This is a genomic window from Stenotrophomonas sp. STEN225, from assembly GCF_056756445.1.
On sequence record NZ_JBRRBV010000001.1, the window covers coordinates 445,281 to 465,771 of the forward strand.

A 20,491-nucleotide genomic window follows, 5' to 3' on the forward strand; every position below is an offset into this window, starting at 1 on the left:
CATCGGCGTGACCCAACCATCGGCAGATGGGCGCCTGTGCACGGACTGTTAAGGTCGGGTTTTAACGCACCCTCAGGTGGAACGATGAGCATGCATGTACGCCGCAACCGGCGCTTGACCGGCCTGGTCCTGTCCATGGCCCTGTTGGCGGTGGCCCCGCTGGCCTGGGCGGCAGCGCCGCAGCCTGCGGCGGCCCAGGCCCAGGGGGCAAACGGCTACGAGCTGCCCTCGGCCGCGCTGCAGGCGGTGGTCGACGCCCCGCGTGCGCCCTCGCTGTACCTGTCGCCGCGCCGCGATGTGGCCGCGCTGATGCAGATGCCGTCGCTGCCGTCGATCCAGGTGGTGGCCCAGCCGGAACTGAAGCTGGCAGGCCTGCGCATCAACCCGCGCACGTTCTCCGACAGCCGTTTCAGCTTCGGCGAGAAGCTGTGGCTGATGAGCGTGGCCGACGGCAGGGAGCGGCAGATCAGCGGCCTGCCGGGCACGCTGTCGATTGCCAGCCTGGCATGGTCGCCGGACCAGAAGTGGCTGGCCTTCAATCAGGTCGACGCCGCCAGTGGCGCCAATGAACTGTGGCTGGTGGATGTGGCCGCCGGCAGCGCCCGTCGCCTGGTCGCCGGCCTGAACACGGTGATCGGCAGCGGCTACCAGTGGCTGCCGGACAGCCGTGGTCTGGTGGTGTTCACCCGCCCGGCCAACCTCGGCGCCGCCCCGGCCGCCGACGGCATTCCCACCGGCCCCGCCGTGCAGCAGACCAGCCAAGGCGGCGGCGTGGTGTCGATCCGTACCTATCAGGACCTGCTGAAGAACGAGGCCGACGCGCGCCAGTTCGACTACTACGCCACCACCCAGCCGATGGAAGTCAGCCTGGATGGCCGCACCCGCGCGATCGGCGCGGCGGGCATCTTCATGGGCTTCTCGGTATCGCCGGATGGCCGCTTCGTGCTGCGCCAGCCGGTGCAGCGGCCTTACTCCTATGTGGTGCCGGTCAGCAGCTTCCCGCGCCGCATTGAAGTGATCGACCGTGCCAGCGGCCAACTGGTGCACACCGTGGCCGTGCGCCCGCTGGTGGAAGGCCTGCCGACCGGCAACGACGCCGAAGTGACCGGCGTACGCGACATCATCTGGCGCGGCGATGCCGATGCCACGCTGGTCTGGGCCGAGGCCCAGGACGGTGGTGATCCGAACCGCGACGCCAAGGTGCGCGACGCCGTGCTGATGCAGGCCGCCCCGTTCGACAGGCCGCCGGTGACGCTGGCCCAGCTAGGCAGCCGTCTGGCCGGCATCAGCTGGGGCCGTGGCGACCTGGCCCTGCTCACCGAGTCGTGGTGGAAGACCCGCAGGACCAAGACCTGGTTGATTGCCCCGGACAACGCCGGTACCGAGCCGCGCCTGCTGTGGGATCGTGATGCGCAGGACCGCTATTCCGATCCGGGCCGGCCCCAGCTGTCCAGCGACGATCGCGGCCGCTCGCTGCTGCAGACCAGCCCCGATGGTGGCAGCCTGTATCTGGTTGGTGCCGGTGCTTCGCCGGAAGGTGACCGTCCGTTCGTGGACCGCTTCGACATCGCCAGCGGAAAGGCCTCCCGCCTGTTCCACTCGCAGGCGCCGAACTATTCGGTGCCGGTGGCATTGCTGGACAATCAGGGCAGCTCGCTGCTGCTGAGCCGTGAAAGCCCGGACGAGCCGACCAACTTCCATGTGCAGTCGCTCACCGATGCCGGCGCGGCACCGCGCGCGCTGACCCACTTCCCGCATCCGCTGCCGCAGCTCAAGGGCGTGCAGAAGGAGCAGATCCGCTACAAGCGTGCCGACGGCGTGGACCTCACGGCCACGCTGCTGCTGCCGCCGGGCTACGATCCCACGCGCGACGGCCCGCGCCCGCTGCTGATGTGGGCCTACCCGGGCGAGTTCAAGAGCGCCGCGGCCGCCAGCCAGGTCACCGATTCGCCGTACCGTTTCAACGCGATCAGCTACTGGGGCCCGCAGGCCTTCCTGGCCAAGGGCTATGTGGTGCTGGCAAGTCCTTCGATGCCGATCATCGGCGAGGGCGACAAGGAACCCAACGACACCTATATCGAACAGCTGGTGGCCAATGCCCAGGCTGCGGTGGACGAAGTGGTGCGCCGTGGCGTGACCGACCGCGACCATATCGCCATCGGCGGCCATTCCTACGGTGCGTTCATGACCGCGAACCTGCTTGCGCATACGCGCCTGTTCAAGGCCGGCATCGCCCGCAGTGGTGCCTACAACCGTACGCTGACGCCGTTCGGCTTCCAGGCCGAAGAGCGCAACTACTGGCAGGCGCAGGACGTGTATCAGAAGATGGCGCCGTTCAACTATGCGGACCGGATCAAGGATCCGATCCTGTTCATTCACGGCGTGGATGACAACAATTCCGGCACCTTCCCGATGCAGAGCGAGCGCATGTTCGCCGCGGTGAAGGGACTCGGAGGGACGGCGCGCCTGGTGATGCTGCCGAACGAATCGCACGCCTATCGTGCACGCGAATCGATCATGACCATGCTGGCCGAGAGCGAGCGCTGGCTGGAGCAGACCATCGGCCCGGCAGCCTCGGGCAAGGCGAAGAAGAAGCGCTGACACGTGCATGCCGGCGGCCCCTGCGAGGGGGCCGCCCCGACGCGGTTGCATTCCACATCGGCAGCGCTGGCGTTGCATGCAGATGAAACCATTTCTGCATCGCAGCACAGCCCCCGATCTGGGATAGGCTTGGATCCAGGATCCGTTGACCGAGGCCCGTGCGTCGCCGATGAACGAGTACCGCAGCAGCATCGAGTTTGCTTCTCCCGATCTTCCGCTCCGCGATGACGTGCGCCGGCTCGGCGCGCTGGTCGGCGACCTGCTGGTCGAGCAGGTTTCGGCAACCTTCCTCGACGACGTCGAGGATGTGCGCACGCGGGCCATCGCCCGCCGCGAAAACCAGGCGCCGCTGTCGGAGCTGGCCGATGGCCTGGCCGGTCGTACGCCGCAGCAGGCCGAGACGATGGTGCGGGCATTCAGCACCTACTTCCAGGTGGTCAACATTGCCGAGCGCGTGCACCGCATCCGCCGCCGCCGCGACTACCAGCGCGCCGGTACTGCCGCGCCGCAGCCGGATGGCCTGCAGGATGCGCTGCAGCACCTGAAGGCGCAGGGCGTGACGCTGGATGAGTTGGCGCAGTGGCTGCCGCGCATCGATATCGAACCGGTGTTCACTGCGCATCCGACCGAAGCCGTGCGCCGCGCACTGCTGGAGAAGGAGCAGCTGATGGTGGCCAGCCTGGTCGACAACCTCGACGGCCAGCGCACGCCGGGCGAGGCGGCAGCGGATGCTGCACGCTTCCGCATGGCGCTGACCGCTTCCTGGCAGACCACCGACTCCTCGCCGGTGCGGCCGACGGTCGATGACGAGCGCGAGCATGTCGGCTTCTATCTGGTGCAGGTGCTGTACCGGGTGATACCCGTGCTGTACGAATCCCTGCAGCAGGCGCTGCGTGATACCTATGGCGAAGAACTGGCGCTGCCGCGCCTGCTGCGTTTCGGCACATGGGTGGGCGGCGACATGGACGGCAACCCGAACGTGGACGCCCGCACCATCCGCAGCACGCTCGATGCCCAGCGACAGGCAGTGCTGGGGCGCTACCAGAAGGAACTGCTGCAGCTGGCCAGCCTGCTCAGCCAGTCCACCGAGCGGGTGGGCGTGAGCGATGCGCTGCAGGCGCGCGTGTCGCACTACCAGCAGCTGTTGCCGCAGGTGCAGTCGCGCCCGCGGCACGCCGACATGCCGTACCGGCTGCTCAACGACCGCATGCGTGCGCGCCTGCAGGCCACCCTGGACGATGCAGAGGGAGCCTATGCAGGCCCGGACGAGCTGATCGACGATCTGCAGCTGATCCTCGACAGCCTTCGTGCCAACCGTGGCGAGCATGCCGGCGGATTCGCCGTGCAGCGACTGTTGTGGCGGGTGAAGACGTTCGGCTTCCATCTGGCGCGGCTGGACGTGCGGCAGGAGTCGAGCGTGCATGCGCGCGCGCTGGCGGCAGTGCTGGGCGGTGAAGCGGCCTGGGAAGGAATGGATACATTGGCGCGCGCCGGCCTGCTCGGCCCACACGCCAGCGGCGAGCAGCCGCTGCCGGTGGGCGACGACGAAGGCAACCAGCGATTGGATGCGGTGTTCGCGGCGCTGGCCGACGCGCGCGCGCGGCATGGCAGCGAGGCGCTGGGCAGCTACATCATCTCGATGGCACATGATCGCAGCGATGTGCTGGCCGTGCTGGCGCTGGCGCGCCGTGGCGGATTGGCTGACGAGGACGGCGCGGTGCCGCTGGACATCGCACCGCTGTTCGAGACGGTGGACGATCTCAAGCGCGGTACTGCGACGCTGCGTGACCTGCTGGCCGATCCGGTCTATCGCGCTCATCTGCGGGCACGCGGTGATGTGCAGATGGTGATGCTGGGTTACTCCGACAGCAGCAAGGACGGCGGCATCGCCGCCTCGCGCTGGGGCCTGCAGCGTGCGCAGGTGGAACTGCTGGACGTGGCGGCCGAGGCCGGCATCCGCCTGACCTTCTTCCACGGCCGTGGTGGTTCGATCAGCCGGGGCGGTGGCAAGACCACGCACGCGGTGGACGCGTCGCCACGTGGCAGCATCGATGGTCGCCTGCGCGTGACCGAGCAGGGCGAGGTGATCCACCGCAAGTACGGCATCCGCGCGCTGGCGCTGCGATCGCTCGAGCAGGCCACCGGTGCGGTGCTGCGGGCCAGTCTGCGTCCGCGTGCCGCGGAACCTCGCGAGGAGGGCTGGCGACCGGTGATGGACGTGGTCGCCGCCGCCAGCAGCGAGGTCTATCGCGCCTTCGTCGGCCAGGCCGGTTTCATGGATTACTTCCGAACGGCGACGCCGATCGATGTGATCGAGCGGATGACGCTGGGTTCACGGCCGTCGCGTCGTCTCGGCCAGGATGCGGCACTGGGCAACCTGCGTGCGATCCCGTGGGTATTCGCCTGGAGCCAGGCCCGCGCGGTGATTCCCGGCTGGTATGGCGTGGGCAGCGGCCTGCAGGCGGCGGTGGATGCCGGCCATGAACCTGTCCTGCGCGACATGGCGCGCGACTGGCCGTTCTTCCGCACCTTCCTGGACGACATCGCAATGGTGCTGTCCAAGGGCGATATCACCATCGCCGAACAGTTCTCGCGTCTCTCCGGTGACCTGCACGGGCGCTTTTTCCCGCAGATCCAGCACGAACTGGCGCTTACCCGCCGCTGGCTGCTGGCACTGATGGACCAGCAGACCTTGCTGGAGCACGATGCGCGGCTGGCGCTGTCGATCCGCCTGCGCAATCCCTACGTCGATCCGATCAGCGTGCTGCAGGTGGACCTGCTGCAGCGCTGGCGCGAAAGCGGGCGGGAGGACGAAGAACTGCTGCGCGCGCTGGTGGCCTGCGTGAATGGTGTTTCGCAGGGCGTGCAGAACACCGGGTGATCCGCATCCGCCGGGCATGGCCCGGCGCTACCCGCCTCGGTGGGTGCGGAGCTTGCCCCGCACGCTCTCACTCTTCAGGCGAAGGCGGATTGGACGCCAGCAGTTCCAGGTGCCGTTGCTCCATTTCCTGCCGCAGCTGGCGCCGGATCAGCGCGGCGGCCTGCCGGCGCTTTTCGTCCGAACTGGCGGGCTGCAGCGGGGGGACAGGCGTTGGCCGCCCCTCTTCGTCCACCGCCACCATGGTGAAGAAACAACTGTTGGCGTGGCGCACGCTGCGCTTGAGGATGTCCTCGGCCACCACCTTGATGCCGATCTCCATCGACGAGGTGCCGGTGTAGTTCACCGAGGCCAGGAACGTCACCAGTTCGCCCACCGCGATCGGCTGCCGGAACATCACCTGGTCCACCGACAGGGTGACCACGTAGCTGCCGGCGTAGCGGCTGGCGCAGGCATAGGCGACCTGGTCGAGCAGGCGCAGGATGGCGCCGCCGTGGACCTTGCCGGAGAAGTTGGCCATCTCCGGCGACATCAGCACGGTCATGGACAGCTGGTGGGTTTTGAGTTCGGTCGACATGCACCGATTGTATCGGCGTGGCGCAGCTCGTGTAGAGCCGAGCCCGTGCTCGGCTGCTCTCGGCGCAGGCAAAAGAAAGCCGAGCATGGGCTCGGCTCTACAGAAAGCAGAAGGGCCGCTTGCGCGGCCCTTCGTCTGTCTTACTTCAGCTTCGCATCGGCGCGCAGGGCGGCGGCACGATCGGTCTTCTCCCAGGAGAAGGCCGTGGCGTTGACCGTCTCGCCGGCACCGTTGAGGTAGCTGAACTCCTTCGGCTTGCGGCCGAAGTGGCCGTAGGCCGCAGTCTGCTGGTACATCGGGTGGATCAGGTCCAGCATCTTGATGATGCCGTACGGGCGCAGGTCGAAGTGCTTGCGGATCAGCTTCTCGATCTTGTCGTCGCTGATTTTGCCGGTGCCGAAGGTGGTGACCGAGATCGAAGTCGGCTCGGCCACGCCGATGGCGTAGGAGACCTGCACTTCGCAGCGGTCGGCCAGGCCGGCGGCAACCACGTTCTTGGCGACGTAGCGGGCAGCGTAGGCGGCCGAGCGGTCAACCTTGGACGGATCCTTGCCGGAGAACGCGCCGCCACCGTGACGGGCCCAGCCGCCGTAGGTGTCGACGATGATCTTGCGGCCGGTCAGGCCGCAGTCGCCCACCGGGCCGCCGATCTCGAACTTGCCGGTCGGGTTGATGTGGAACTTGGTGCCCTTGTGCAGCCACTTGGCCGGCAGCACCGGCTTGATGATCTCTTCGCGGACGGCCTCGATCAGGTCCTTCTGCTTGATGCCCGGGGCGTGCTGGGTGGACAGCACCACCGCGTCGATGGCGGCCACTTCGCCGTTCTCGTAGCGCAGGGTGACCTGGCTCTTGGCGTCCGGGCGCAGCCACGACAGCGGCGAGTTCTTCTTCTTGCGGATCTTGGCCTGCTGCTCGACCAGGCGGTGCGACAGGTGGATCGCGGCCGGCATGTAGCTGTCGGTCTCGTTGGTGGCGTAGCCGAACATCAGGCCCTGGTCGCCCGCGCCCATTTCTTCCGGCTTCTTGCGGTCCACGCCCTGGGCGATGTGCGGCGACTGCTTGCCGATCAGGTTCAGCACGCCGCAGGTGGCGCCGTCGAAGCCGACGTCGGAGCTGTCATAGCCGATGTCCAGGATGACCTTGCGGGTCAGCGCTTCGAGGTCGATCCAGGCGCTGGTGGTGATCTCACCGGCAACAATGGCCACACCGGTCTTGACCATGGTCTCGCAGGCCACTCGGGCGCGCTGGTCCTGGGTCAGGATCGCGTCCAGCACCGCGTCGGAGATCTGGTCGGCAATCTTGTCCGGATGGCCTTCGGAGACCGATTCGGAGGTGAACAGGTAGCTGGACATCAGGCTTAATATCCCTTGATTCGGATGGAAAGATGGGCGCGCATCATACACGGGGTGCGCCGCCTGTGCATTGTGAACCCGTACGGGTTGCCGGTGGTTAAGGTGACGTGCCCTCTGGCACAAGGCCTGGCGGGCGTCTGCAGGACACGGTGCGCAGGCAGTGTTCCACTGGCGTGACCATTGCCGCAAGGCCGTGTTGCGGGGGGGAAGGGGCGGTTCCGGCGTTGCCGGAGCGGGACCGGCCGTCATCGTTCTGCCCCGAAACCGCCATCTGCCTGCCGCGTGCCAGGCGCAGGCTGTCGGCCAATCCGGCCGACGGGTATCAGTGAGCACGCCATGCAGGAACTCGAACAGCGTCTGCAGCAACGCTTTCCGGAGTGGTTCCACGGCCGCCGCGGCCAGCTCGCGCGGCCACTGCTGCGCAGTGTGGGTCGCTGGTCGCGGCTGGACCGGGTGGAGGACTTCCTGCGGCGCAACGCTGACGTGCGCGGATTCGGCTTCGTGGCCGCCGGACTGGAGTTCCTGGACGGCCAGTACCAGGTGGATCCGGCCGCCCTGGCCCGCATTCCGGCCACGGGCCGTCTGCTGATCGTGGCCAATCATCCTTCCGGTGCACTCGACGCGCTGGCGCTGCTGGACGCGGTCGGCCGCATCCGCCGCGATGTGCGGATCGTGGCCAACGATCTGCTGGGCGCCATCGGCCCCCTGCAGGACCTGCTGCTGCCGGTCCGCATCCTCGGCGGCAAGGTCCAGCGCGGCAGCCTGCAGGCGGTGGAGCAGGCGCTGGCCGCCGAGCAGTGCGTGATCGTGTTTCCGGCCGGCGAGGTATCCCGGCTGTCGTTGCGCGGCATCCGTGATGGTCGCTGGCAGCGCGGGTTCGTCAGGTTCGCCCGGGCCGCCGGCGCCCCGGTGTTGCCGGTGAGGGTGGAGGCACGCAATTCGGCCCTGTTCTACGGCGCCTCGACCCTGTTCAAGCCAGCCGGCACCGCGCTGCTGGCGCGTGAGATGTTCGCGCGGCGTGGTCGGCCGCTGCGGTTGCGCGTCGGTGAACCGATGCAGCTGGGACAGGGCGACCCGGGCGAGCAGCTGCTGGCGGTACGGCGCGCGGTGTATGCGCTGGGCCGCGACCTGCGCCCCGGCGAGACTGCCAGCGCCGGCCCCGAACCACTGGCCGCACCGGTGCCGCCGTCGCAGGTGGCGGCCGCCATCGCTGGCGCTGTCCGGCTCGGACAGACCGCCGACGGCAAGCAGATCCTGCTGGCCAGCTGCAGCGCCGACTCGCCGCTGCTGCTGGAACTGGGACGCCTGCGCGAGCTGACGTTCCGCCAGGTGGGCGAGGGTACCGGCCACAGCCGCGACCTGGACGCCTTCGATCCGCAGTACGAGCACATCGTGATCTGGGACGCTGCCGCGCAGCGCATCGCGGGCGCGTACCGCATCATGCGGGGCGCGCACGCGCTGGCCCGGCGCGGACTGGCAGGGCTCTACAGCGCGTCGCTGTTTCGCTATTCCGACGATGCCATCACCCATATCGCCGAGGGGCTGGAGCTGGGCCGCAGCTTCGTGGTGCCCGATTACTGGGGCAGCCGCAGCCTGGACTACCTGTGGCAGGGAATCGGCGCCTACCTGCAGTGCCGGCCCGGCATCCGCTACCTGTTCGGTGCGGTATCGATCAGTGCGGCGCTGCCGCGCGATGCGCGCGAGCAACTGGTGGCCTACTACCAGCGCTACTACGGCGGCATCGCCGGCCTGGCCGAGTCGAACCGGCCCTTCCAGTACTTCGCGGCACCGCCCAGTTTCGGCGAACTGGATGCGGGCGCAGCCTTCGATGTCCTGAAGGCCAACCTGGCCGCACTCGGGACCGGCGTGCCGACCCTGTACCGCCAGTACACCGACCTGTGCGAGCCCGGTGGCGCGCGCTTCCTTGCGTTCGGTGTCGACCCGGCGTTCAGCGACTCGATCGACGGTCTGATCGAGGTGGACCTGTGCGCGATCCGACCGCACAAGCGCAAGCGCTACCTGCGCGATGCCGGAGCGCAGGCATGAGCGCGCTGGCGACGTTGTCGCCACACCGTCGCGCCGTGTTCGTCTCCGACGTGCATCTGGGGTCGCGCCATTGCCATGCGGCCGAACTGGCCGTGTTTCTCGCCCAGCTGCGCTGTGAACGGTTGTACCTGGTCGGTGACATCATCGACCTGTGGTGGATGGCGCATCACCGCGCCAACTGGCGGCAGTCGCACAGCGACGTCATCCAGGCGCTGCATGCACTGCGTCGCAACGGTACCGAGATCATCTACATCCCCGGCAATCACGATGCCTCGCTGCGCCATGTCTGCGGGTTGATGCTGCCGGCGATGCAGGTGCGTCGTCGTGCGATCCATGTGACCGCCGATGGGCGACGGTTGCTGGTCGCCCATGGCGACGACTACGACGGTGTCACCCATTTCGGCGGCCTGCAGGAAAAGTTCGGCGACTGGCTGTACTACCGCATCCTGACCGGCAACCAGGCGCTCAACGCGGTACGCCGCCGGCTGGGCATGCGCTACTGGTCGCTGTCGGAATTCCTCAAGAAGCGCAGTGGTGCGGCCGAGCGCTACATCGAGCGCTTCGTGCAGGCCGGGCTGGACGACGTGCGCCGGCGCGGCCTGGACGGCATCATCTGCGGGCACATCCACCGTGCGGCGCTGGTCGAGCGCGATGGCCTGGTCTACGCCAACGACGGCGACTGGGTGGAGAGCCTGACCGCGCTGGCCGAAGATCATGACGGCGCGCTGCGCCTGCTCGATCACCATGGGCGGACGCTGGTGGAGCTGCCCGGCGCAGCCCGGCGCGCGGCGGCTGCCTGAGCCCAGCGACACCGGCCGCCGTCCTGGCTCTTCCGTCGCCCTGCAAAGCCGTTAGCATCGGGCCATGGATTCCTTGACCCAGATCGTTCTCGGCGGCGCCGTTGCCGCCGTCATCGCCCCGCCCGGACATCGCCGCGCGGCCCTGCTGGCCGGTGCCGCACTGGGCACCTTGCCGGATCTGGATGCCTTGTGGCTGGGCTTCACTGCCGAGGATCCCGTAGCGGTGATGGTCGACCACCGCAGCTTCAGCCATTCGCTGCTGGTGTTGCCCTGGGTGGCGGCGTTGATCTGGTGGCTGTTCAAGCGCTACGGGCGGGGGCGGGTGGCGCAGTCGCCGCTGCGCTGGTTCTGGGCCATCCAGCTGGCGCTGGTCACCCATCCGCTGCTGGATGCGCTCACCGTCTACGGCACCCAGCTGTGGTGGCCACTGCGGCCACACCCGACCATGGGCTCAAGTGTTTTCATCATCGACCCGGCGTACACGGTATGGCTGCTGCTGGGCTGCGTGGTGGCGTGGTTCGGGCGCGCGCGGCCGTGGGCCGGCAAGGTGCTCGGGCTCGCCCTGGTGCTCAGTACCGGCTACCTGGGATGGGGCCTGCTGGCCAAGGCTCAGGTCGACCGTGCCGCCCAGCAGAGCCTTGCGGCCATGGGGCTGGGCGATGCACCACGATTCTCGGTGCCGATGCCGTTCAACACCCTGCTGTGGCGGGTGGTGGCGATGACCCCGAACGGTTACGTGGTCGGCGATCGCTCGCTGGTGGCCGACCGCGGCCCGATGCAGTTCGAAGGCCACCCGTCCAATGTGCAGGCCCTGCGTGAAGCGCAGTCGATCCCGGCGGTTCAACGCCTGCAGTGGTTCAACCGTGGCTTCATGCGTGCGCAGGTCGTGGACGGAACGCTGGTGCTGAGTGATCTGCGCATGGGCCTGGAGCCGGATTACACCTTCAACTTCGCGGTGGCGCGGCAGGTCGATGGGCGCTGGCAGGCGATCGTGCCCGAGCAGCGGCGCACGGATTACAGCAGCCCAGCGGCGCGCGCCGATGTCGGCGTCAGGCTGGCCGCGATGTGGCAGCGGATCTGGCATGCGCCGGCAGCGACGGGCGCCACCGGCGGGAGTGCCCCGGTGCACGCGGGCGATTGATCGGCAGGCGGGGATGCTGTGCCGGCGTCAGGCCGGCGGTGCTGTGCGGTTGAGCTGGATCGAGCGATGCAGGACCTGGCGCGGCGCATTGGCGATGTCGAAGCCGACGAATGCCAGCAGGAACTGCAGGCCCGAAATCAGCGAAACCATGACGATCATGAGCGTACCGACCGGCGTCGCAACCTCTGCCGATGCCGATGCGATCCAGTGGTACGCGCCGAACACGCCACCGAAGGCGAGCAGTCCCAGCCCGGCGATCAGCTCCAGCGAGGCGATGGTCAGGTCGCGCAGGAAATAGTTGTAACCCACGCGCTTGAGCGTGTTGCGCACGTGCTTGAAGGCGAACTCGCCCAGTACCCGGCTGATGCGCAGGTTGCTGGTCTCGTCGGCATAGCGCGCGTCCATCGCCACGTCCTGCACCACGGCACGCACCGTGTTGAGGCGGAACAGCATGTCGGTCTCGAAGAAGTAGCGGTCGCTGATCGCATCCAGGGGCAGGTGACTGGCAACGCGCGCGTGGATGGCGGTGTAGCCGTTGGTCGGGTCGAACACCTGCCAGTAGCCGGACGACGCCTTGCTCATGAACGACAGCGCGAGGTTGCCGATCCGCCGCAACAGCGGCATGCGACGGATGTGGCTGAGGTTCCAGAAGCGGTTGCCCTTGGTGTAGTCGGCGTTGCCCTCGGCGATGGGAGCGACGAAGTCCATCAGCAGTGTGGGATCCATCTGGCCGTCGCCATCGACCTTCACCAGGATGTCCATGCCCTCGGCGATGGCCGCGCGGTAGCCGGTCTTGATCGCACCACCGACGCCGCGGTTCTGCGCATGGAACAGCACCCTGACCCGGGGATCGCGCGTGCTGTCCTGGACCATCCGGCCGCTGCCATCCGGGCAGGCATCGTCAACGCAGTAGATCGCGGTGACCGCATCGTCGATCGCTGCGAGCACGCCGAGCACGTGGCGGGTCACCCGGTAGCAGGGAATGATGACGGCGATCTTCGGTGGCGTGGCCGGGCGCGCGTGGGCGTTCATCTGCATCGTCCTCAGGGCTGCGGCGGTGCCGGCGGCTGCGCGGGCGCGGCCAGCATCGCGGCTGCGGGCACTTCCACCAGGTCGGCGTACATCGAACGGGGTTCGGCGACGTCGCTGACCATCACATGGTGATAGCGGTTGAACGTGGTGTTGAAGCGGTCTTCGGGCATGTCCGGGAAGCGCGCGCGGAAGTACGCCAGCTGCGGGAAATACAGCGTGTGGTTGACTGCCGGGATACCGACGCCGGACAGCAGCGCACCGTAGCGCCCTTCCACCACCAGCGCTCCGTCCGCAGCCTGCCGTGCACCGCGCGCCTGCATCGACGCCAGCACGGCGCTGCGGTCCATGTCGAAGATCGGCCGGGCCGACTGCACCGGATTGAACAGCCCGTTGGTCAGCACGTTGCCGAGCGCGGCCACCGCCAGCACCAGCGCCACCGGATGCGCGGCGAACCGTGGGCGGCGCGCGGCGAAGGCCAGCACGCCCACGCACAGCAGTGGCCATGCATCGGCCGTGGCATGCAGCCGGCTGAAACTGCCCTGGCCGAAGGCGAACTTGAGCAGGCATCCCGCCAGCAGCAGGGTCGCGAGCAGCAGCAGGCGGCCGCGGCCCAGGCGCACCCCGCCGCGCACCAGCACGATCGCGCAGCCGATGTTCAGCAGCAGGCCCAGTGCCAGCAACGCACGGGTGGGCGGCACCATCGACAGTCCGGTCAGCTGGCCGATCCGCAGCGGCACCGGCAGGAAGATCCAGCAGGCGACCAGCGCGATGCCGGCGGCCAGCACCGCCAGCGACAGCCGGTGGCCGCGCGCCCAGCGCAGCACCTGCGTCCAGTCGGCGAGGACGGCGGTGAACAGCGGCAGCAGGCTGCTGAACACTGCGATCTCGCAGGCGTTGGACGGCTCGAACGCAGGCAGCGGATAGAACCCGCGCGTCATCAGGTTGGGGAACCCGTGGGTGAGCAGCGCGACCGGGTTGACCCCGCCGCCGGCGCTCTCGCGCTGGCCGGGATAGACGGTGTTGCGGACGATCTCGATCGCTTCGTGGAAATAGCCCAGGAACGCCAGCAACGCCAGGCTGCCGGCGACCGCCGCATCGAGCAGGCGTGCCACTGTCAACGCATCGCGGCGGAAGGCCAGCACCAGCACGCCCATGGCCAGCAGCGCTGAAATGATGAAGGGCGGGTAGGCCACGGCCAGCAGCCAGACCACCAGTGCGTAGGCGCTGGCGAGGATGCGCAGCCAGCGGTTGTCGATCCGCAGCCAGGCCACGGCTACCCACGGGGCCAGCGCGAACGCGCCCCAGTTGGTCGTCCACCACACCTGCACGTAGGGCGAGAAGTACAGGGTCAGCGCGACCAGCACGGCCGCCAGTGGTGGAACCCGCAGCTGGCGCAGGAACAGTGCCCAGCCGCACAGGAACGCCATCGCCATGAACATGAAGAAGAACGAGTAGGCGTTGGCCGGTGGCAGGATGAAGAAGGCCCAGTGGTACGGCTTGAACAGCAGGCCCCAGTCCAGCAGCGGAAGCGCCTGGAACGAGCGCAGCGTCTCGTGGTATGGCGAAAACGCGTTGGTCGCGCCGAAGTCGTTGGCCACCGCGATCTGCACGTACGGGGTGTAGACCATCCACTCGTCCATGCGGATGCCCCGCGCCTTGCCGAGCAGGGGCTCGATCGGCGCCAGCCCCAGGTACTGGCTGGCCATCGCATACGACGAGGGCGTCAGTGCAAATGCGACATACAGCAGGCACAGCACCGCCACGATGCCCAGGCACAGACGGGCCTGGCGGGAGTCGAGGCCATCCAGCAGGCCGCCTTCCCGGGCGGCGAGGGGCAGCGTGCTACCCGGAGTCGTTGCGCGTGCTGTCATCAGGAATCCCTTCAGGCGCGGAGCTCGGTGGTCCCGTTGCCGCGCACGCGGAAGGGGCCGGGTCCAGCGCGCGCCCGTCCTCGACGCCAGCCCGCGACGATTCTAGCGGGTTGCCAGCCATGCGGCGCGTGGCACTGCCGCAGCGCAGCGGTGCAGGCGCCGGTCAATACACCGTCGCGCGGCCCTGCACGAACGAGAAGAAGAACACGGCATTGGGATCGTTCTGCACCAACCGGAACTCGCGACGCATGCCCTCCACCGTATCCTCGTCCACGGTGCCGGCCTGCAGCAGCTGCTCGGCGGCCGACAGCAGCAGCTGCTCCCAGAACGCGATCATCGTCTTGCGCCGCGCCGGCTCGCGGTTGTCCAGGTGGATCGTCTTGATCTCGGTATGCACATCGCGGAAACCACCGGCCAGCAGCAGGTTGCCGAGCTTGGCGCCGACGAAGGGATCGCCGCCGTGGTCGTACTGGAAATCATTGAATGCCATCCAGTAACGCCAGATGTGCGGCGAATACGGATCGAGCAGGAACGATGCGTTCATCACTTCGGTGATGTAGACCGGCGATCCCGGTGCGAGTACGCGGCGCACTTCGCTGAGCACGCGGGCCGGCGAAGGTACATGCTCCAGCACCCAGCACAGGAATGCCGAATCGAAGCTGCGTGCCTCGAACGGCAGCTCGCCTGCATCGGCCTGCTGCAGGGTGTAGCGATCGCTGCACCACGGCGTGCGCGCGAGGTTCTCGCGGGCGGTCGCCAGTTGCGTTTCGCTCAGGTCCACGCCGGTCACGTGCAGGTCCGGGAAGCGGCGCAGCAGGATCTCGGTCTGCGCGCCGACGCCGCTGCCGACTTCCAGCAGGCGTCGTGCGCTGCCGTAGTCGATCTGGCCGAAGATGCTCGATTCCAGCAGGCGGGCCTGGGTCATCAGGCGCTGCTGTTCGGTGCCGGAGAACCCGTGCAGGTAGGTGGGGGAGGAAATCGGCGGTGTCATGGTCGCGGGCTCGTGGTGCGTCGTGCAGGGTCGACTGCGGGGCGTGCGGGGTCAGGCAGCCGACGGCAGCGCCGGTTGCCCGGCGATCAGTCGGTCGAAGTACTCGGTGGTCAGCGTGATCTGGCTCTGCGGATCTTCGGCGCGGTTGACCACGGCGCGGAACGCCGCATTCTCGGGCCGGTCCTTGGCGTACCAGCCCAGGTGCTTGCGCGCGATGCGCACGCCCTGCGGCTCGCCATAGAAGGCATGCAGGGCGTGCAGGTGGCCAAGCAGGATATCGCGCACTTCGGCCAGTGACGGCGGGGCCAGTTCCTCGCCGGTGGCCAGGTAGTGCGCCACCTCGCGGAAGATCCACGGCCGGCCCTGCGCTGCGCGACCGATCATCACTGCGTCCACGCCGGTCTGCTGCAGGACGAAGGCGGCCTTGCGCGGCGAATCGATGTCTCCATTGGCGATCACCGGAATGCGCAGCGCGGCCTTGATCTCGCCGATCGTGGCGTACTCGGCCTGGCCGGTGTAGTGCTGATCGCGGGTGCGGCCGTGCACGGCCAGGGCGGCGATGCCGCTGTCCTCGGCGATACGCGCGATCAGCGGCCCATTGCGGTGGTCGCAGTCCCAGCCGGTGCGGATCTTCAGCGTGACCGGCACATCGACCGCGTTGACCACGGCAGCAAGAATGCGCGCCACCAGCGATTCATCACGCATCAGCGCCGAACCGGCCCAGGCATTGCAGACCTTCTTGGCCGGGCAGCCCATGTTGATGTCGATGATCTGCGCACCATGGTCGACGTTGTAACGCGCCGCCTCGGCCAGCTGCTGCGGCTCGGTGCCGGCGATCTGCACGCTGATCGGTGCCGGTTCACCCTCATGGTCCATGCGGTGGATCGACTTGCGCGTGTTCCAGAAGCGCGGGTCGCTGATGGTCATCTCGGAGGCGGCCAGGCCCGCGCCCAGCCGTTTGCACAGCAGGCGGAACGGCTTGTCGGTGACGCCGGCCATGGGCGCCAGCACGACGTTGGGAGCAATGGTGTAGGGGCCGATCTGCATACGCCCATTGTAGGCCGCAGGCGGTCACATGGCCGGGTCGGCGAGGCGCCGGTTCAGGCCGATCCGGACCGACCTCATGCCGTACGGGCATCAGCAGATGCTTGACGGTTGCTTCCGCCGCCCCCAGTGGCGGGTCATCGTGGGCGGCTGCGGCAGGGCTGCGTGCCCTGCATGGGCGCAGGCAGAAAAAGGCCCGGGCACCTGCGCGCCCGGGCCGGTTCATGCAGCTGCGGCGTGGACCTACCGGATTTCCACGTCGGCCGGGGTCAGCCGTGGCATCGCCGCTGCGGCGCCTTCCTTCTCGGTCGAGCGGCCCGCGAACTGGTTGGCGAAGCGCACATGGCGTGCGAACGGCGCCTCCGGCAGCTGGGCAAGGGAGGCGGCCAGCGCGCCGTTGAAGGCGTCGCCGGCACCGGTGGTATCGATCGCCTGCACCTGCTCGGCACCCACGCGGTAGTACGGCTGGGTGTCGCCGCGCAGGTTCTCATCGGCATGCGAAACGAACACGCCCACCGAGCCCAGGGTCACCACCACGGTACCGTTGCCGACCAGCTTGCGGCACAGCGCATGCAGGCTGGCACCATCCAGCGCGGCCACGTCGTTGGCATCCACGCGCTCGCCGACATGGCGGCCCAGCAGGGCGGCGAACTCGGTCTCGTTCGGGGTGATCACATCGGCCAGCTTGAGCAGGCCGATGGTCGAGGGGGCGTCGGCCGGTGCGGTGTTGAGCACGGTGGTGACACCGGCCTCGCGGGCGGCAGCCAGTGCCGCCTCGATGGTCTGCACCGGCGACTCCAGCTGCACCAGCACCACCCGGGCACCGGTCAGCAGCGCCTGTTGCTGCTGCAGGAAATCGGTGCTCAGGGCGGCATTGGCGCCCGGGCCGATCACGATGGTGTTGCGACCCCGTGCATCGACATAGATGCCGGCGGTGCCGGTCGGTTCGCTGCTGGCTTCGGCGATCAGCGCGAAACCGTCCTGGCCGGCGAGGTCGCGGGCGGTGGCACCGCCGGCGTCATCACCCAGGGCGCACACGAAGTGGGTATCGGCGCCCGCGCGGCATGCGGCCACGGCCTGGTTGAAGCCCTTGCCACCGGGGCCGGTGCTGTAGCGGCCGGCAATGGTCGCGCCCGGTGCCGGCAGCGACTCGCACCGCCACACGTGATCGACATTGAAGGAACCGACGACAACGACACTGCTGCTCATAGGGAATCTTTTCTCGAACTAGGGTTCAACTGAAATGCGTCAGCACGCCGGCGATGGTCGCCGTCATGAAGGTGGCGATGGTACCGCCCAGTACCGCGCGCAGGCCGAACTTGGCCAGGTCGTGGCGACGTTCCGGGGCCAGGCCACCGATGCCGCCGATCTGGATTGCGATCGAGCTGAAGTTGGCGAAGCCGCACAGCGCATAGGTGGCGATCAGGCGACCTTCGTTGGACAGGGTCACGCCGGCGACCTGGCCGTTCACGATCTGCGACAGCTCGGTATAGGCGACGAATTCGTTGATCACGACCTTCTGTCCGATCAGCGACCCCACGGTGGTGGCGTCGGCCCACGGAGTGCCGATCACCCAGGCGATCGGTGCCAGCAGGTAGCCGAAGATGGTCGACAGGTTGGTCGGCTTGCCGATCTGTGCGGCCAGGCCGGTCACTTCGCCGAGCCAGGTCAGCGGGGCGTTCAGCAGGGCGATCAGGGCGATGAAGGCCAGCAGCATCGCGCCGATGTTCAGCGCCAGCTTCAGGCCGTCGCCGGCGCCGGCCGCCGCCGCGTCGATGATGTTGCTGGAGGTCTTCTCCACTTCCATCTTCACCGTGCCGCGGGTCAGCGGGGTGCCGGTTTCCGGGATCAGCAGCTTGGCCACCACCAGCGTGGCCGGTGCGGCCATGATGCTGGCCGCCAGCAGATGCTTGGCGTAGAACGCCTGCTGGGTCGGGTCGCCCCCGCCGAGCATGCCCACGTAGGCCGCCAGCACGCCGCCAGCGATGTGGGCCATGCCACCGATCATCATGGTCAGCAGCTCGGACTGGGTCATCTTGGCGATGTATGGGCGCACGGTCAGCGGCGCCTCGGTCTGGCCGATGAAGACGCTGGCGCAGACGCTGGTGGTTTCGGCACCGGACACGCGCATCACCTTGGTGATCGCCCACGCCATCACCCGGACGATCGCCTGCATGACGTTCAGGTGGTACATCACGCCCATCAGCGCGGAGAAGAAGATGATGGTCGGCAGCACCTGGAAGGCGAAGATGAAGCCGTAGTTCTGGACGTCCATCAGCGAGCCGAAGATGAACTTCGAGCCCTCGTTGACGAAGCTCAGGACCTTCACGAAGCCGTGGCCGAGCGCATCGAACACGTCGCGGCCGCCGGGGACCAGGATCACCAGCGCCGCAAAGGCGATCTGCAGGGTGATGCCGGTGGCGACGAGCTTCCAGTCCACCGCGCGCTTGTTGTTGGAAAACAACCAGGTGATGCCGATCAGCACCGCCAACCCGAACAGGCCGAAGCCGATCCTGCCCAAACCTTCGACCATGTGAGTGACTCCCCTGGGGCGTCGCGAAAAACGGGAAGCCTAGTGCAGGGCAGGGGCCGGGGCAAGGAAAAGCAGCGTGCGCGCGGCCATCGGCACCGATCGGGCCAGCAACGGCAAGGGGTTGCGGTCGGCACGACGGGTAGAATGGGGCTCGATTCCGGCCCGGATGCGGGCCCGCAGCAGGAGATTCGTATGCATTACCGCCGCCTGGGCTCCACCGGCCTGCCGATATCCGCCCTGTCCTTCGGCGCCTGGGTGACCTTCGGTGACCAGATTCCGCGCGACGAGGCCCGCAACCTGGTTGCCGCGGCCTGGGACCATGGCATCAACTTCTTCGACAATGCCGAGGGGTATGCCAATGGCCGCGCCGAGCAGGTGATGGGCGATGTGATCGCCGACCTGCGCCTGCCGCGCGATGGGTTCTGCGTGTCCAGCAAGGTGTTCTTCGGCAGTGCCAAGGATCCGCGACCGACCCAGCGCGGCCTGTCGCGCAAGCACGTCACCGATGCCTGCCATGCCGCGCTCAAGCGCCTGCGGGTGGACTATCTGGACCTTTATTACTGCCACCGCCCGGATCCCGACGCGCCGATCGCCGAGACCGTGCACGCGATGGATACCCTGATACGGCAGGGCAAGGTGCTCTACTGGGGCACGTCCGAGTGGTCGGCGGCACAGATCCAGCAGGCGCTGGACATTGCCGCGCGACACAACCTGCAGGGGCCATCGATGGAGCAGCCGCAGTACAACCTGCTGCACCGCGAGCGGGTGGAAACCGAGTACGCCCCGCTGTACGCGGGGGCCGGCCTGGGCACCACCATCTTCTCGCCGTTGGCGTCCGGCCTGCTCAGTGGCAAGTACGACCGTGGCTTTCCGGCCGACGCCCGGCTGGGCCGCGAGGGCATGGAGTGGCTGCAGGATCTGGTTCTGGGCGCCGATGCACAGGCGCGCCTGGCCCAGGTCCGTCATTTCAGCGCGGTGGCACGCGAGCTTGGCCACGCCCCGGCCAGCGTGGCCATCGCCTGGTGCCTGCGCAATCCACAGGTGTCCAGCGTGATCCTGGGCGCCAGCCGGGTCGAGCAGCTGCTGCAGAACCTGCAGGCCCTGGAAGTGCTGGAGCAGATCGACGCCGCCGGCTGGGCCCGGATCGAAGCCGCCTTCGTCTGACCCGCAGCATTTTCCCGCCGGGGAGTCGAGCCGTGCTCGACCCCAGGGTCGCCGCCACCCACCATTCGATTCACAAAATCTATCGAATTTTGGATTTCGATCATTAATCTCATCAATCAAATTGAGAATGGTTGTTGATTGTCAACTGAGAATCATTATCATTTAACTCGTCCCTCGCACGAGTCCAGATGCTCATGAACGCTCAACCTGTACTGCTGCGCCCTGAAACACTGACCCTCCGCGATCGTCCGGTCCGCGTCGTTCCGCCGGAAGAGGTCATCGACAGCGAAGCCCTGCTCAAGGGCCGTCGTGAAATCCTGATCCAGCACGGCGATCGCTTCTATCGCCTGCGGCACACCAGCAACGACAAGCTGATCCTGACCAAGTAACGCGGCCTGGTCGCCCGCCTCCCTCCCTCCTGCCGGGCGCCGCCCGCAGGGTGGGCGACCCGACCGCTCCCG

At 67.9% G+C, this 20,491-nt stretch carries 15 protein-coding genes; 7 read left to right on the forward strand and 8 right to left on the reverse strand.

What is annotated here, in order from left to right:
• The first annotated feature begins 84 nt into the window (after positions 1-84).
• Positions 85-2,601, forward strand: a complete 2,517-nt coding sequence (locus ACVOJ1_RS02050) for a S9 family peptidase (protein WP_346479929.1) — start codon at positions 85-87, stop codon at positions 2,599-2,601.
• Between the two features lie 169 nt (positions 2,602-2,770).
• Positions 2,771-5,482, forward strand: coding sequence for a phosphoenolpyruvate carboxylase (ppc, locus tag ACVOJ1_RS02055; RefSeq protein ID WP_346479937.1), 2,712 nt, complete (start codon positions 2,771-2,773; stop codon positions 5,480-5,482).
• Between the two features lie 67 nt (positions 5,483-5,549).
• On the opposite strand, the gene ACVOJ1_RS02060 is transcribed toward ppc, so the two are convergent.
• Positions 5,550-6,056 (reverse strand): acyl-CoA thioesterase, encoded by a 507-nt coding sequence (locus tag ACVOJ1_RS02060; RefSeq protein ID WP_053516435.1) that lies wholly within the window; start codon positions 6,054-6,056, stop codon positions 5,550-5,552.
• Between the two features lie 140 nt (positions 6,057-6,196).
• Entirely contained in the window at positions 6,197-7,408 is a 1,212-nt protein-coding gene (gene metK / locus ACVOJ1_RS02065; protein WP_053516433.1) for a methionine adenosyltransferase, read from the reverse strand.
• A 336-nt stretch (positions 7,409-7,744) separates the two neighbouring features.
• Between metK and olsF the strand changes: the two genes are divergently transcribed.
• The 3 genes from olsF (at position 7,745) to ACVOJ1_RS02080 (ending at position 11,395) form a co-directional block, all read left to right on the forward strand.
• Positions 7,745-9,454, forward strand: coding sequence for a bifunctional ornithine lipid synthase OlsF (gene olsF, locus ACVOJ1_RS02070; RefSeq protein ID WP_053516432.1), 1,710 nt, complete (start codon positions 7,745-7,747; stop codon positions 9,452-9,454).
• On the forward strand, positions 9,451-10,254 hold the full coding sequence (locus ACVOJ1_RS02075; RefSeq protein ID WP_074901785.1) for a UDP-2,3-diacylglucosamine diphosphatase: 804 nt from the start codon (positions 9,451-9,453) through the stop codon (positions 10,252-10,254). Before olsF ends, ACVOJ1_RS02075 begins: the two co-directional genes overlap by 4 nt.
• 64 nt (positions 10,255-10,318) lie before the next feature.
• The gene (locus tag ACVOJ1_RS02080; protein WP_111186304.1) at positions 10,319-11,395 is read left to right on the forward strand and encodes a metal-dependent hydrolase; all 1,077 of its coding nucleotides are present in this window, start codon (positions 10,319-10,321) and stop codon (positions 11,393-11,395) included.
• Between the two features lie 27 nt (positions 11,396-11,422).
• Here ACVOJ1_RS02080 and ACVOJ1_RS02085 read toward each other — a convergent pair whose 3' ends face one another.
• The 6 genes from ACVOJ1_RS02085 to ACVOJ1_RS02110 all read right to left on the reverse strand — a co-directional run bounded on the left by ACVOJ1_RS02085 (position 11,423) and on the right by ACVOJ1_RS02110 (position 18,866).
• Positions 11,423-12,427 (reverse strand): glycosyltransferase, encoded by a 1,005-nt coding sequence (locus tag ACVOJ1_RS02085; protein WP_111186341.1) that lies wholly within the window; start codon positions 12,425-12,427, stop codon positions 11,423-11,425.
• Positions 12,428-12,438: 11 nt separating this feature from the next.
• Entirely contained in the window at positions 12,439-14,298 is a 1,860-nt protein-coding gene (locus ACVOJ1_RS02090) for a DUF7657 domain-containing protein (RefSeq protein ID WP_346479930.1), read from the reverse strand.
• Between the two features lie 163 nt (positions 14,299-14,461).
• Positions 14,462-15,289, reverse strand: coding sequence for a methyltransferase domain-containing protein (locus ACVOJ1_RS02095; RefSeq protein ID WP_053516428.1), 828 nt, complete (start codon positions 15,287-15,289; stop codon positions 14,462-14,464).
• A 51-nt stretch (positions 15,290-15,340) separates the two neighbouring features.
• Entirely contained in the window at positions 15,341-16,336 is a 996-nt protein-coding gene (gene dusB / locus ACVOJ1_RS02100; protein ID WP_053516426.1) for a tRNA dihydrouridine synthase DusB, read from the reverse strand.
• A gap of 240 nt (positions 16,337-16,576) precedes the next feature.
• The gene (locus tag ACVOJ1_RS02105) at positions 16,577-17,542 is read right to left on the reverse strand and encodes a ribokinase (RefSeq protein ID WP_053516425.1); all 966 of its coding nucleotides are present in this window, start codon (positions 17,540-17,542) and stop codon (positions 16,577-16,579) included.
• Between the two features lie 25 nt (positions 17,543-17,567).
• A complete protein-coding gene (locus tag ACVOJ1_RS02110) occupies positions 17,568-18,866 on the reverse strand; it encodes a NupC/NupG family nucleoside CNT transporter (protein ID WP_053516424.1) in 1,299 nt (432 codons plus the stop codon).
• A gap of 192 nt (positions 18,867-19,058) precedes the next feature.
• Here ACVOJ1_RS02110 and ACVOJ1_RS02115 point away from each other — a divergent pair, with 192 nt between their 5' ends.
• Both ACVOJ1_RS02115 and hemP read left to right on the forward strand, forming a co-directional pair.
• Positions 19,059-20,030 (forward strand): potassium channel beta subunit family protein, encoded by a 972-nt coding sequence (locus tag ACVOJ1_RS02115; protein ID WP_346479931.1) that lies wholly within the window; start codon positions 19,059-19,061, stop codon positions 20,028-20,030.
• A 194-nt stretch (positions 20,031-20,224) separates the two neighbouring features.
• Entirely contained in the window at positions 20,225-20,419 is a 195-nt protein-coding gene (hemP, locus tag ACVOJ1_RS02120; protein ID WP_005412278.1) for a hemin uptake protein HemP, read from the forward strand.
• Positions 20,420-20,491 lie beyond the last annotated feature (72 nt).

Bases quoted from the DNA above. Each gene is read 5' to 3' on its own strand.
- ACVOJ1_RS02050 (WP_346479929.1), top strand. From the start codon at position 85: ATGAGCATGCATGTACGCCGCAACCGGCGCTTGACCGGCCTGGTCCTG.
- ppc (WP_346479937.1), top strand. From the start codon at position 2,771: ATGAACGAGTACCGCAGCAGCATCGAGTTTGCTTCTCCCGATCTTCCG.
- ACVOJ1_RS02060 (WP_053516435.1), bottom strand. From the start codon at position 6,056: ATGTCGACCGAACTCAAAACCCACCAGCTGTCCATGACCGTGCTGATG.
- metK (WP_053516433.1), bottom strand. From the start codon at position 7,408: ATGTCCAGCTACCTGTTCACCTCCGAATCGGTCTCCGAAGGCCATCCG.
- olsF (WP_053516432.1), top strand. From the start codon at position 7,745: ATGCAGGAACTCGAACAGCGTCTGCAGCAACGCTTTCCGGAGTGGTTC.
- ACVOJ1_RS02075 (WP_074901785.1), top strand. From the start codon at position 9,451: ATGAGCGCGCTGGCGACGTTGTCGCCACACCGTCGCGCCGTGTTCGTC.
- ACVOJ1_RS02080 (WP_111186304.1), top strand. From the start codon at position 10,319: ATGGATTCCTTGACCCAGATCGTTCTCGGCGGCGCCGTTGCCGCCGTC.
- ACVOJ1_RS02085 (WP_111186341.1), bottom strand. From the start codon at position 12,427: ATGAACGCCCACGCGCGCCCGGCCACGCCACCGAAGATCGCCGTCATC.
- ACVOJ1_RS02090 (WP_346479930.1), bottom strand. From the start codon at position 14,298: ATGACAGCACGCGCAACGACTCCGGGTAGCACGCTGCCCCTCGCCGCC.
- ACVOJ1_RS02095 (WP_053516428.1), bottom strand. From the start codon at position 15,289: ATGACACCGCCGATTTCCTCCCCCACCTACCTGCACGGGTTCTCCGGC.
- dusB (WP_053516426.1), bottom strand. From the start codon at position 16,336: ATGCAGATCGGCCCCTACACCATTGCTCCCAACGTCGTGCTGGCGCCC.
- ACVOJ1_RS02105 (WP_053516425.1), bottom strand. From the start codon at position 17,542: ATGAGCAGCAGTGTCGTTGTCGTCGGTTCCTTCAATGTCGATCACGTG.
- ACVOJ1_RS02110 (WP_053516424.1), bottom strand. From the start codon at position 18,866: ATGGTCGAAGGTTTGGGCAGGATCGGCTTCGGCCTGTTCGGGTTGGCG.
- ACVOJ1_RS02115 (WP_346479931.1), top strand. From the start codon at position 19,059: ATGCATTACCGCCGCCTGGGCTCCACCGGCCTGCCGATATCCGCCCTG.
- hemP (WP_005412278.1), top strand. From the start codon at position 20,225: ATGAACGCTCAACCTGTACTGCTGCGCCCTGAAACACTGACCCTCCGC.